At 72.1% G+C, this 12,453-nt stretch carries 10 protein-coding genes; 3 read left to right on the top strand and 7 right to left on the bottom strand.

The window, feature by feature from the left end; genetic code table 11:
* Position 1: 1 nt before the first annotated feature.
* Positions 2-796, bottom strand: a complete 795-nt coding sequence (locus QE381_RS13915) for an LLM class F420-dependent oxidoreductase (RefSeq protein WP_307219081.1) — start codon at positions 794-796, stop codon at positions 2-4.
* Positions 797-983: 187 nt separating this feature from the next.
* Between QE381_RS13915 and QE381_RS13910 the strand changes: the two genes are divergently transcribed.
* On the top strand, positions 984-1,982 hold the full coding sequence (locus QE381_RS13910) for an o-succinylbenzoate synthase (protein WP_307219079.1): 999 nt from the start codon (positions 984-986) through the stop codon (positions 1,980-1,982).
* Positions 1,983-1,992: 10 nt separating this feature from the next.
* Here QE381_RS13910 and QE381_RS13905 read toward each other — a convergent pair whose 3' ends face one another.
* Positions 1,993-2,622: a TetR/AcrR family transcriptional regulator gene (locus QE381_RS13905; RefSeq protein ID WP_307219077.1), complete on the bottom strand. Its 630-nt coding sequence runs from the start codon at positions 2,620-2,622 to the stop codon at positions 1,993-1,995.
* A gap of 137 nt (positions 2,623-2,759) precedes the next feature.
* Here QE381_RS13905 and QE381_RS13900 point away from each other — a divergent pair, with 137 nt between their 5' ends.
* A complete protein-coding gene (locus QE381_RS13900; RefSeq protein ID WP_307219076.1) occupies positions 2,760-5,549 on the top strand; it encodes an efflux RND transporter permease subunit in 2,790 nt (929 codons plus the stop codon).
* A complete protein-coding gene (locus tag QE381_RS13895; RefSeq protein WP_307219075.1) occupies positions 5,546-7,588 on the top strand; it encodes a YhgE/Pip family protein in 2,043 nt (680 codons plus the stop codon). Before QE381_RS13900 ends, QE381_RS13895 begins: the two co-directional genes overlap by 4 nt.
* Before the next feature lie 153 nt (positions 7,589-7,741).
* Here QE381_RS13895 and ccsB read toward each other — a convergent pair whose 3' ends face one another.
* Genes ccsB through QE381_RS13870 form a run of 5 tightly spaced genes read right to left on the bottom strand, consistent with a single transcriptional unit; the run spans position 7,742 to position 12,433 of the window.
* The gene (gene ccsB, locus QE381_RS13890) at positions 7,742-8,776 is read right to left on the bottom strand and encodes a c-type cytochrome biogenesis protein CcsB (protein ID WP_307219073.1); all 1,035 of its coding nucleotides are present in this window, start codon (positions 8,774-8,776) and stop codon (positions 7,742-7,744) included.
* Positions 8,777-8,786: 10 nt separating this feature from the next.
* Complete coding sequence (locus tag QE381_RS13885) at positions 8,787-10,490, bottom strand: cytochrome c biogenesis protein ResB (RefSeq protein WP_307219071.1); 1,704 nt, start codon at positions 10,488-10,490, stop codon at positions 8,787-8,789.
* Entirely contained in the window at positions 10,471-11,208 is a 738-nt protein-coding gene (locus QE381_RS13880) for a cytochrome c biogenesis CcdA family protein (protein ID WP_307219069.1), read from the bottom strand. Before QE381_RS13880 ends, QE381_RS13885 begins: the two co-directional genes overlap by 20 nt.
* On the bottom strand, positions 11,205-11,807 hold the full coding sequence (locus tag QE381_RS13875) for a TlpA disulfide reductase family protein (RefSeq protein ID WP_307219067.1): 603 nt from the start codon (positions 11,805-11,807) through the stop codon (positions 11,205-11,207). Before QE381_RS13875 ends, QE381_RS13880 begins: the two co-directional genes overlap by 4 nt.
* The gene (locus QE381_RS13870) at positions 11,804-12,433 is read right to left on the bottom strand and encodes a histidine phosphatase family protein (protein WP_307219066.1); all 630 of its coding nucleotides are present in this window, start codon (positions 12,431-12,433) and stop codon (positions 11,804-11,806) included. The genes QE381_RS13875 and QE381_RS13870 overlap by 4 nt, the downstream gene beginning before the upstream one ends.
* Positions 12,434-12,453 lie beyond the last annotated feature (20 nt).

Below are 12,453 nucleotides of genomic sequence, written 5' to 3'. Positions count from 1 at the left end.
GTCAGTTCTTGCGGTCGCGCCAGTCGAGCCAGCGCTGCACGAGGCCGAAGTCCCACTCGGGGCCGCCGAAGCCGAGCGTGAACAGCCGCGCCCCCGCGTCGTGGAGCGCGTCGGCGGTGTCCGTGTCACGGCCCTTGAGCTCGCTCGACACGATCAGGCGCGACACGTCGTGCCCGTCGACATCCGCCCAGCCGGCGATCACGTCGAGCTTGTGCGCGAGCGCGTCGGGCGCGACGAAGCTGTGCCAGATGTCGGCGTGACCGGCGACGATCCGAAGCGTCTTCTTCTCCCCCGCGCCTCCGATGAGGATCGGGATGCGGCGCGTCGGCGGCGGGTTGAGGCGCTCCCACCGGGACTCGATGCGGCCGAGGCCCACGGCGAGCTCGTCGAGCCGCGAGCCGGCCGTGCCGAACTCGTAGCCGTACTCCTGGTAGTCGCGCTCGAACCATCCGGAGCCGGTGCCGAAGATGAAGCGCCCCTCGCCGCCCTTCGCGCTGATGTGGTCGATCGTGCGGGCCATGTCGGCCTGCAGATCGGCGTTGCGGTAGCCGTTGCAGTTGACGAGGGCGCCGAACTCGACGCGCTCGGTCTGCTCGGCCCAGGCCGCGAGCATCGTCCAGGACTCGAAGTGGGGACCGTCGGGGCCGCCGTGGAGCGGGAAGAAGTGATCCCAGTTGAAGAGGATGTCGACGCCCATCTCCTCCAGCCGGACGACGGCCTCGCGGATGTCGGCGTAGGCGACCTGCTGCGGTTCGATCTGCACGCCGAGGCGCACCGGTGTGTCCAGAAGAGGCATGGCTTCAGCCTATTGCCCTCCCGCCCCGCCGTCCTCTGCCCCCGCCCCGCCATCCCCTGCCCCTGCCCCTGCGGCAGGATGGCTCCATGACCATGTCCCACTTTCGAACGGTCGGTGTCCCAGTTGTGACCGCTCAGGGCCGCCCCAAGCGGTGCAAACTAGGACATGCAGGAGGGGGGACGGGCGCATGAGGGCGCTGATCCCGTCGCTCGAGGAGCTGCGCGAGACGGCGCGCGTGGTCGCACTCCCGCTGCACACCCGGTTCCGCGGCATCGACGTGCGCGAGGCGCTCCTGCTGGACGGCCCCGAGGGGTGGACCGAGTTCTCCCCCTTCGTCGAGTACGACGACGCCGAGGCCGCCGCCTGGCTGGCCGCCGCGATCGATTTCGGCTGGATGCCGCAGCCCGCCGCCGCGCGCACGCACGTGCGGGTGAACGCCACGGTCCCCGCGGTGTCGGCGGCATCCGTGCCCGGGGTCATCGCACGCTTCCACGGCTGCCGAACCGCCAAGGTGAAGGTCGCGCAGTCCGGCCAGGAGCTCGCCGACGACGTGGCGCGGGTGCGCGCGGTGCGCCGTGAGCTGGGGCCGGCCGGACGCATCCGGATCGACGCGAACGCCGGCTGGAACCTCGACGAGGCCGACCGCGCGGTGCACGCGCTCGCCGAGTTCGACCTGGAGTACGTGGAGCAGCCGTGCGCGAGCGTCGCCGAGCTCGCCGAGCTGCGCGAGCGGATCGCGCACCTCGGCATCCCGATCGCGGCCGACGAGAGCGTGCGCAAGGCCGAGGACCCGCTGCACGTCGCCCGCTCGGGAGCCGCCGACATCCTCGTCGTGAAGGCGGCACCGCTCGGCGGTGTGCGGCGTGCGCTCGACATCGTGGCCCGCGCGGGACTGCCCGCCGTGGTCTCGAGCGCCCTCGACACCTCGGTCGGCCTCGGGATGGGGCTCGCACTGGCGGCGGCGCTGCCCGAGCTCGACTACGACTGCGGCCTGGGCACCTCGTCGCTGCTCGCACAGGATGTCGCGCACGACCCGCTGCGGGCCGTCGACGGTGCGATCGCGGTGCGCCGCAGCACGCCCGACACCGATCTGCTCGATGCGTTCGCCGCCCCCGCCGACCGCACGGCGTGGTGGCTCGAGCGGCTCGGACGCTGCCACGCGGCGCTGGCGGCGTCCGGACGCTGATCCGGCGTCGTCAGCCGTCCGCGTCGCCCTCCGCCAGCGCCGCGGCGAGCGTCGCGGTGCGCTCGGTCAGAAGCCGCTGCGCGTCCGCGTCGTCGAGCCTCGCGATGGCCGCCAGCGCCGCGGTCGCGTTCCAGTTCATCTGGAGCAGTCGTGCCGCTTCGAGCGCGGGCAGCCGCAGCCGCAGCCCGTGGATGCGGACGATGTCGGTGATGATCTCCGCGATCCGCTCGTTCATCGCGTCCTCGAGCGCCAGGTAGGCCCGCGCCAGCTCCGCATCGCGCATCGCCTGGACGCGGAGCTCGTTCATCAGCACCACCGTGGCGCGGTTCTCCGCCGCGATCTCCCGGACCTGGGCGACGACCTCCGCCGGGCCGAGGCGCCCCGGACCGTCGACATCCATCTCCCGCACCCGGACACCGATGCGGGCGACCTTCTCCTCGGCCAGCTGCTGGACGAGTGCGAACAGGAGCTCGGCCTTCGAGCCGAAGTTGGAGTAGAACGCACCCCGCGTGAAGCCCGCGCGCTCGCAGATCGCCTCGACCGACGCGCCTTCGACACCCGACTCGGCGAAGACGAGGGATGCCGCCTCTACCAGCCGTGCGCGCGTGTTCTCGCGGCTTCGCGTCGCCGTCTCCGTCATCGGCTCCTCCTGGTCCGCCTCCCACCCGATACCCAGGAAGGGCGGGCGACGTGTCCATACGATACACGCTCGTATCCGATACGGTTGTGTATCGAGTCGTGCGGCCTCGCCGCGCCATCCCTCCCTCGGAGCCGCCGGTGTCCACTCTCCTGTACTCGCTCGGCCAGTGGTCGTTCCGTCACCCGTGGCGCGTGCTCGCCTCCTGGCTCATCGTCCTCGTCCTGGCGGGCGCCGGCGCGGCGGTCTTCGGCCAGGGGACGAACAACACCTTCACGATCCCCGGCACCGAGTCGCAGGCCGGCCTCCAGCAGCTGGACCGCACGTTCCCGCAGGTGTCGGGCACGAGCGCGCAGTTCGTCGTCGTCGCCGCACCGGGCGGCGCGGTCACCGACAGCGCCTACGAGACCCCGATCGCCGACACGATCAGCCGCATCGAGGCGCTCGACGGAGTGCTCGCCGTCACGAGCCCCTACAGCGCGCAGGTCACGGGCGGGATCTCCGACGACGGCGACGCGGCGATCGTGCGCCTGCAGTTCGACGGACAGTCCACCAGCGTCCCGCAGGCCACCGTGGACGCGCTGAGCGGGATCGTGGACGGCCTGCGGGCCGAGCTTCCCGCCGGCTCCCAGGTGGCGCTGGGCGGCGACCTGTTCGCGATCTCGGTCCCGGGGGTCTCGATCACCGAGGCGATCGGGCTCGTCATCGCGCTCGTCGTGCTGATCGTCACGTTCCGCTCCTTCGTCGTCGCGGGCCTCCCGCTCGCCACGGCCGTGCTCGGAGTCGGCCTCTCGATGGCGCTCATCTTCTGCGCCACCGCGTTCACCGACGTCTCCTCGACGACGCCGCTGCTCGCGCTCATGCTCGGGCTCGCCGTCGGCATCGACTACGCGCTGTTCATCATCGCGAGACACCAGGACCAGGTCAGATCCGGCGTCGACCCGCAGGAATCGGTCGCCCGCGCGACCGGGACCGCCGGCTCGGCCGTCGTCTTCGCCGGCATCACGGTGCTCATCGCCCTCATCGGGCTCTCGTTCGCGGGCATCCCGTTCCTCACCACGATGGGCGTCGCCGCGGCCGTCGCGGTGGCCCTCGCGGTCGCGGTGGCCGTCACCCTCACACCCGCCCTCCTCGGGTTCGTGAAGGGCAGGGTCGTCGGCTGGCGCCGGCGCGCGAAGAAGGATGCCGCATCCTCCCCTCGGCGCGGCTTCGCGCACCGATGGGTCATGCTCGTGACCCGTCATCCGGTCGTGACGACCGTGTCGATCGTGGCGCTGCTCGGGATCGTCGCGATCCCCGCCGGAAGCCTGGCCCTGGCGCTCCCGAACGCGGGGCAGCTGCCGAAGGACGATCAGGCCCGCATCACCTACGACCTCACGGCCGAGCACTTCGGGCCCGGAGCCAACGGGCCGCTCATCATGACCGGCACGATCGTGACCTCCACCGACCCGGTCGCCCTCATGGACGAGATCGGCACGGACGTCGCAAACCTGCCCGGCGTGAAGGAGGTCGCCCTCGCGACCCCCAACGAGACCGCCGACACCGGAATCGTGCAGATCGTGCCGACGACGGCGCCCGACGACCCCGCGACCGCCGCCCTCGTGCGCGAGCTGCGCGCCCAGCACGACCGGCTGCTGGCCCAGTACGGCGTCGACCTCACGGTCACGGGGTTCACCGCCGTCGCCATCGACATCTCCGACCGACTGTCCCAGGCGCTCCTGCCGTTCGGCGTCTTCGTCGTGGGACTCTCGCTGCTGCTGCTCATGATCGTGTTCCGCTCGATCTGGGTGCCCGTCAAAGCGGCCCTCGGCTATCTGCTCTCGGTCCTGGCGTCGTTCGGGGTCGTCGCCGCCGTGTTCGAGTGGGGCTGGTTCGCCGATGCGCTCCACGTCACCCGGGTGGGCCCGGTCATCAGCTTCATGCCCATCGTGCTCATGGGCGTGCTCTTCGGGCTGGCGATGGACTACGAGGTGTTCCTCGTCTCGCGGATGCGCGAGGACTTCGTGCACACGCGCCGCGCGCGCGGCGGCCGCGGTGAACGCGAGACGGCGGTCGCCGCCGTCCGCAGCGGCTTCTCGGCGTCCGCGCGCGTCGTGACCGCGGCCGGCGTCATCATGTTCGCCGTGTTCGCGGCGTTCGTCCCGGAGGGCGACTCGAGCCTCAAACCCATCGCCCTCGGGTTGGCGAGCGGCATCCTCATCGACGCGTTCCTCGTGCGCATGACCCTCGTGCCGGCCGTCATGACCCTGCTCGGCGACAAGGCCTGGTGGATGCCTGCCTGGCTGGAACGGACGCTGCCCCACTTCGACATCGAGGGCGAGGCGGTCGAGCGCGAGCTGGCGCTGAGGGCGTGGCCGGAGCGTCCGGCGGCCCTCGTGGGCGAGGAGGTCACGGTACGCGCCACGGGGCTGCGACCGGATGCCGACCGCCTCGCGTTCGACCCGGTCACCTTCCGCGTGGATCCGGGCGCGAGCCTCGTGGTGACGGGCGAGCGGCGGCCGGCGCGGGTGTTCGCGCTCATGGCGGCCGGGCGCATCGACCCGGCCGGCGGCCGCCTGCGGGTCGCGGGGCATCTGCTCCCCGGCCGCGCCGCGTGGGTCCGCTCGCACGTCGGCGTCGCGCTGCTGGACGGCACCCCCGACTCGATCGGACGACTGCGCCGCGCCCTGCGCGGCCGCGTTCGCACGGTCGTCGTCGACGGTCTCGACCTGCTCGACGACGATCTGCGCGAGCAGGCCGTCGTCGCCCTCCGCGACGCCGCGCTGCTGCGAAGCCGTACGGACGGCGACGCGTCGCTCACGATCGTCGCGACGGGCCGCCGCGCCCAGCCGATCGTGTCCCTGCTGGCCGATGCCCGCTTCGCCGAGATCGGCACGCTGGAGCTGCCGTCTCCCCTTCCCGCCCACACCCCGAGCGAGGTGCTCGCATGACCCTTCCCGTGGAACGCTCCCGCACACGCCGGCCGGTCACGTGGCTGACGATCGTCGGGGTGCTGCTGCTTCCCGTCGTGATCGGGGCGCTGCTGGTCACGGCTCTCTACAATCCGGCCGACCGGCTCGAGAACATGACGGCCGCCATCGTCAACGACGACGCACCGGTCACCGTGAACGGGCAGCTCGCCCCGCTCGGCCGCCAGCTGACCGCCGGGCTCGTGAAGGGCTCGGACACGCAGCCGAGCAATCTCACCTGGGTCATCTCGAACAGCTCGGATGCGGCGTCGGGACTGGCCGACGGCACGTACAGCGCGGTCGTCACGATCCCGGAGGACTTCTCCGCCGCCGCGACCTCGACCGCGGGGAGCTCCCCGCAGCAGGCGACGATCCAGGTGCAGACGGCCACCGACGCGAAGGTCGTCGACGACGCCATCACCGCCCAGATCACGCAGGCCGCGGCATCCCTCATGGGGCAGCAGCTGTCACAGGTGTACCTGGAGAACGTGCTGCTCGGCTTCACGACGCTCGGCGACAAGCTCGGGCAGGCGGCCTCGGGGGCGCACGAGCTGGCCGCGGGCACGTCGCAGCTCGGCACCGGGGCCGATGCGCTCGCGAGCGGCGTCGGGGACCTCTCGACGGGCGCCTCGCAGCTGGCCGGCGGGGCGTCGCAGCTCTCCGACGGCGCATCCCGGCTGGCGACCGGGGCGACCCAGGCCGCGGGCGGCCTGTCCGCGTGGGCGGGCGGCGCGCAGACGCTCGCGAGCGGGTCGAGCGACATCGCGGACGCCCTGCAGCAGGTCGCCGACCAGGTGCCGCAGGACATGCCGCAGGTTCCGCAGCAGGTCATCGACACGGCGAAGGACGTCGCAGCCGACAGTGCGCAGATCAACCGGCAGCTGACGGATGCCGCGAACTCGCTCTCGGCGCTCGCGGCGGACTGCGAGCCGGCGACGACGCCCGAGCTGTGCGCCGCACTGACGCGCGCGGCACAGGACGCGCAGGCCTCGCTGTCCACCGCGACCGGGATCGTCGATCAGGCGGGGACCATCGCGACGGGGCTCGAAGGCCTCAACCAGCTCCCCCGGCTGGGGGCGGGGCTGTCCGAGCTCGCCGCGCAGCAGCGCCAGATCGCCGCCGGCATGCAGGGGCTCGCGGGCGGCGCGACGCAGGCCGCGGCCGGCGTGGGTCAGCTCGCGGACGGTGCCGCGGGCCTGTCCACGGGGGCGGCGCAGCTGTCCGCCGGCGCCTCCCAGCTCGCGGACGGCGCCTCGCAGGCCACCTCCGGCGCCGCGCAGCTGGCGACGGGGGCGCGGCAGGCGGCATCCGGCACGAGCTCCCTCGCCGACGGCCTCGACCAGGCCGTCGCCCAGATCCCCCGTTACAGCGATGCGCAGGCGAAGAGTCTCGCGACGGTCGTCTCGGACCCGGTGGCCGCACAGGGCGAGACGACGAACCTCTTCGGGGCGTCGGCGATCCCGCTGCTCGCGATGCTCGTGCTGTGGTTCGGCGGCCTCGCCTCCTACGTCGTGTTCCGCGCGGTGAGCGGGGCGGCGCTCACGAGCCGGGCGCCCTCGGCGCTGCTCGCCCTGCGCGGCTTCGCCCCCGGCGCGATCGCGGGCGCCGTCCAGGGCGTCCTGGTGGCGGCCGTCGTGCAGGTCGCCGCATCCTACGACTGGGCCGACTGGTCGCTGTTCGCCGCCGTGTGCGTCGTGGCGGGCATCGCGTTCGCGGCCGTGAACCAGGCGCTCGTGGCGCTGCTGGGCGGAGCCGGCCGCTGGATCGCTGCGGTCATCGGCGCGCTCGCGGTCGCGACGGGCGTGGTCTCGACCGTGCCGGGGGCGCTGGCGGGCGTGGCGACGCTCGCGCCGACCTGGCCCGCCTACACGGCGATGCTCGGCGCGCTCACCCCCGCGGGCGGGACCGGTGCCGCGCTCGTGGGCCTGGCCGTGTGGACCGTGCTGGCGCTCGTGACCACCGTGATCGTGGTGGCGCGGCGGCGGCGCACCTCCGCCCGCGCCGTGCTCGCCGCATCCTGAGCCCTGCCCTGTCCTCCGCGCGGCCCCGCATCCGCAACTGCGGGGATTCTGCACGACACACCGGGCAGGGATGTCTCGGGCCGGCGTGTCGCCCACGATCCCCGCACGACGGCACGGCACGATGCACGGCTCCGACCGGGCGACCGATCGGGATCAGGACAGGCCGCTGTAGACGTGCAGGCCCTTGAAGAACATGTTCACGATCGTGAAGTTGAACATGACCGCCGTGAAGCCGATGATCGACAGCCACGCCGAGCGCGTGCCGCGCCAGCCGCGCGTCGCACGCGCGTGGATGTACCCCGCATACAGCACCCAGATGACGAACGTCCACACCTCTTTGGTGTCGAAGCCCCAGTACCGCCCCCAGGCGTCGTTGGCCCAGATCGAGCCGGCGATGAGCGTGAAGGTCCAGAAGATGAAGCCGATGATCGCGAACCGGTAGGCGAGCGACTCGAGGGTCTCGGCGGAGGGCAGGATGCGGAGGAATCGCGGCCCCGTCCCCCGCGCCGCCACGTCGGTCGCCGCCGCGGCCTGCACCTTGCGCTCGCGACGCGACTGCAGCAGCTGCACGACCGAGAGCCCGAACGCGAGCGCGAACAACGCGGTCGCCAGCGACGCGACGAACACGTGGATGACGAGCCACACGCTCTTGAGCGGGTCGGCCAGCGGGGTGACCTCGACGTGGAAGTACAGCGTCGAGGCGCCGAGCAGCAGCACGATCATCCCCGTGATGAACGCCCCGAGGAATCGCAGGTCGTACCAGAACAGCACCACGAGGTACACCGCGACGATCAGCATCGTCCCCGTCATCGCGAACTCGTACATGTTGGACCACGGCACGCGTCCCGCCGCGATGCCGCGGGTGACATCTGCGCCGACGTGGAAGAGGAAGCCGAGCCAGGTCAGCGAGGTGCCGATCCGCGCCCAGAGCGGCCTCGGCCGCGCCCCGCCCCGCGCGGTGAGGGACGCCGCGGCCACCTGCTCCTCGGCTCGCACCTGTGCGACCGGATCGGCGGCGCCCGCACCCACGAGCTCGCGCTCGCGGACACGCGCATCCTGCGCCTCGACGGCCTGCGCGCCGCGGCGCGAGAGGTCGATCGTGTAGGCGATGAAGGCGAGCGCGTAGATCGCGACCGCGGTCCACAGCAGCAGCACCGACACGGAGTCGAGCGAGGAGAAGTCGAGCATGGGCCTCAGTCTAGGTCGGGAGTGTTCGGGCGTGTCGTTCGGCGAGCTGCGCGACCGCGGCCGCGAGGGTCGGATCCTCGCCGCGGGCGAGTCCCGCGTACTCGACGCGCAGGCGGTCGTCGCGCCACGCGACCTTGACCCACATGCGACGACGGGGCACGAAGAGCGCGAGGAGCAGGCCCGCGACCGCGATCACCGCGAACGTCAGCACCCAGGGCGCCGCGACGTCGTGATGGATCGAGAGCGAGACGTAGCGCTTGACCGACTGCGAGTAGTCGGATGTGGCGACGGCGCCCGCGGTCGGCGACTCGTCGTCGAACGTGACGGTGCCGAGGCCGTTCGGGAGGTCGGCGGTCTGACCCGGCACGAGCTGGATCGCGGCGGTGTCGGTCCCGGGCCCGGCGAGCTGCGTCATCCCCGTCGGGTCGAGCGTGTACACCGACCGGGCGGTGCCGTCGTTGATCCCGAGATCGCCCGCGTAGACGTTCAGCGACAGCAGGGGGTAGATCAGGTCGGGATAGACGGAGGTGTAGGCGCCGGTCGTCAGCGGCTGGGCCGTGGGGTAGAAGAAGCCGACGAGGCCGAGCTGCTCGGGGAGCCCGTCGGTGACCTTGACGACGCCGAGGGAGGTCATCTTCGCGTCCTGCGGCAGGAAGGCGACGGAGTCGTGGAAGACGACGGTGCCCTGTGCGTTGCGGACCGTGATGGTGGGAGCGTAGCCGTTGCCCATGAGGTACACGCTGTCGCCGCCCACGCGCATCGGGTGGTTGACGCGCACCACGCCCTGCGACGTCTCGCCGCCGGGCAGGGTCGTCGTCACGTGCGCGGCGAAGTCGCCCGCCTGGCCGCCGCCGGCCTCGCCGGAGGGCACGTAGGAGATGTCGAACTTGTCGAGCGTGAGCGAGTAGGGCGAGAGCGAGTCGCCCGAGACGAAGCGGCCGGGGTTGAACGAGGAGTAGTACGTGAGGGCGTTCGTGAACGAGGTGCCCTCGATGATCGCGCGCTGCCCGGTGTAGGTGAAGGCGCCGCCGACGCCGACGGCGATGAGCACGCCGACGAGCGCGATGTGGAACACGAGGTTGCCGGTCTCGCGCAGGTAGCCGCGCTCGGCGGAGACGGACAGCGCGTCGCGGCGGTCGTACCGCTCGACGCGGTACCCCGACTTGCGCAGCAGCGTGGCGGCGGCGGCGACCGCCTGCTCGGCGGCGGCCGCGGCATCCGTCCCCGCCTGCAGCATGACGACGCGCGAGGCGTGGTCGGCCAGACGCGAGAGGCGCGCGGGAGTGCGCGGCGGCCGCGAACGCAGCGCCTTCCAGTGGTGCCGGGTGCGGGGGATGACGCAGCCGATCAGCGAGATGAACAGCAGGATGTAGATCGCCGAGAACCACGCCGAGCTGTAGACGTCGAACAGCTGCAGGTGGTCCAGGACCGGCGCGAGGCTCGGGTTCTCGCTGAAGTACTGCGTGACCCCGTTGGGGTCGGCCGAGCGCTGCGGGAAGATCGAGCCGGGGACCGCGGCGATGGCGAGCAGGAGCAGCAGGACCAGGGCGGTGCGCATGCTCGTGAGCTGACGCCAGCCCCAGCGCAGCCAGCCGATGACACCCAGACGCGGCGATGTGATGCCGTCGTCGGGCGCGTCGCCGTCGACGTGGTCGGTCGGGCGCAGCGGGTCCGACTCGCGCGTCTCGACGTCCTCAGAGGGCGGGCGTGACACCGGCGATCACCCCCTGGAGCTGCGACATCAGCATCCCCCACAGTCCCGTGACCATCGCCAGGCCCAGGGCGATCAGCAGGGCACCGCCGACGATGTTGACGGCGCGGATGTGGCGGCGCACGAAGGCGACCGACCGGGTCGCCCAGCCGAAGCCGAGCGTGATGAGCACGAACGGGATGCCGAGGCCGAGCGAGTAGGCCAGGCCCAGCACCGCGCCGCGGCCGGCGGAGGCCTGGTCGAACGACAGCCCGAGGATGACGGCGAGGGTCGGGCCGATGCAGGGCGCCCAGCCCAGCCCCATCGCGAGTCCGAGCAGCGGCGCCCCCACGAGACCGAGGTTTCCCTTGACGGTGGGCTTGAGGGTGCGCTGGGCGAACCCGAAGAGCCCGATGAACACGAGCCCGAGGAGGATGATCACGACGCCCATGACGCGGGTGATCACGTCGCGGTACGTGAAGAAGAACGCGCCGAAGGTGCCGCCCAGGATGTTCATGGCCATGAACACGACCGTGAACCCGGCGATGAACAGCAGCACCCCGCCGAGGAGGCGTCCGCGGCCGGCCTGCCCGCCGCTGCGGGGAGCGACGGCGCCGCCCACGAATCCGAGGTATCCCGGCACGAGCGGGAGCACGCACGGCGAGAGGAAGGACACGAGCCCGGCCGCGATCGCGATCGGCACCGCGAGCCACAGCGCGCCGTCGGCGACGACTCCGGTCACGACGCGCCGGCGATCGCGTCGTTCACGAGCGTCGTGAGGATGGACGCATCCGTGAGCTGTCCGATGATGCGGGCCGCGACGCGCCCCTGCGTGTCGAGCACGAGCGTGACCGGGACGGCCGTGAGGGGCACGGCGCTCGCGAAGGCGAGGTTCACGGCCCCGTCGTTGACGGCGATGATGCTGGGGTAGGTGATGTCGTACGTCGACATGAAGGATGCCGCCGTCTCGGGCTGGTCGTAGATGTTGACGCCGAGGAACGAGGCGTTCTTCCCGGCGAGGTCGGAGACGGCCTTCTCGAGCGTGGGAGCCTCGGCGCGGCAGGGGCCGCAGGCGGCGTACCAGAAGTTCACGACCAGCACCTGCCCGGCGTAGTCGGAGCCCGACACGGGCTTGCCGTCCTGGGTCGTGCCCTGGAACGAGATCGGCGCTCCCCTGTCGGCCGCGGCGGTCTCCTGCACCTGGAACGAGCCCTCGATGAACCCCTTGTTGGAGCCCGCACGGTACTGGTCGGCGAGCGGGTCGCTCGAGCATGCGGCGAGGCCCACCGTCAGGGCGGCGACGGCGAGCGCGGCGGTGATCCGGCGGGTCAGGGCGCTCATACGGCTCCCACGTCGATCGAGCCGTCGACGGTCGCGGGCTCGGCGTAGCCGACCTCGCGCCAGGAGCCCGGCCCGCCCTCGAAGCTAGTCACGCTCGAGAGAGCGCAGCGGCGCTTGCGCGGGTCGTGGCGGAAGGGCTGTCCCGCGATGGAGAGGTGCGTGACCCAGATCGGCAGCTGGTGGCTGACGATCACGACGTCGCCGGCGTCGACGGCGCCCCAGGTCGCGGCCATGGCCTGCAGCATCCGTTCCTCGACCTGCCGGTACGGCTCCCCCCAGCTGGGGGTCTCCGGGTCGCGCAGGTGGCGCCAGTTGAGCGGATTGAGCAGGGCCCGCTTCATGCGGGTGCCCTCGAAGACGTTGGTGGGCTCGATGACGCGCTCGTCGACGACGGGGTCGACGCCGAAGAGCGTCGTGAACGGCTCGGCCGACTCACGCGTGCGCTGGAGCGGAGAGCACACGAGAGCGGCGATCGGACGCGCGAGCCCGTGCACGTAGTCGGCGGCCTGGCGTGCCATGCGGCGGCCGTCGGCGCTGAGCCGGAACTCCGGCAGCCGTCCATAGAGCACGCGCGAGGGGTTGTGGACCTCCCCGTGGCGCACGAGATGGAGGCGATCGGCGGGCACCCCACGAGTTTACGTGGACA

The organism is Microbacterium sp. SORGH_AS_0888 (genome assembly GCF_030818905.1).
Classification (GTDB): domain Bacteria; phylum Actinomycetota; class Actinomycetes; order Actinomycetales; family Microbacteriaceae; genus Microbacterium.
This window is presented reverse-complemented; position numbering and strand designations above follow the sequence as displayed.

Coding starts and splice junctions, on each gene's coding strand:
- QE381_RS13915 (WP_307219081.1), bottom strand. CDS start 796: ATGCCTCTTCTGGACACACCGGTGCGCCTCGGCGTGCAGATCGAACCG.
- QE381_RS13910 (WP_307219079.1), top strand. CDS start 984: ATGAGGGCGCTGATCCCGTCGCTCGAGGAGCTGCGCGAGACGGCGCGC.
- QE381_RS13905 (WP_307219077.1), bottom strand. CDS start 2,622: ATGACGGAGACGGCGACGCGAAGCCGCGAGAACACGCGCGCACGGCTG.
- QE381_RS13895 (WP_307219075.1), top strand. CDS start 5,546: ATGACCCTTCCCGTGGAACGCTCCCGCACACGCCGGCCGGTCACGTGG.
- ccsB (WP_307219073.1), bottom strand. CDS start 8,776: ATGCTCGACTTCTCCTCGCTCGACTCCGTGTCGGTGCTGCTGCTGTGG.
- QE381_RS13875 (WP_307219067.1), bottom strand. CDS start 11,807: ATGAGCGCCCTGACCCGCCGGATCACCGCCGCGCTCGCCGTCGCCGCC.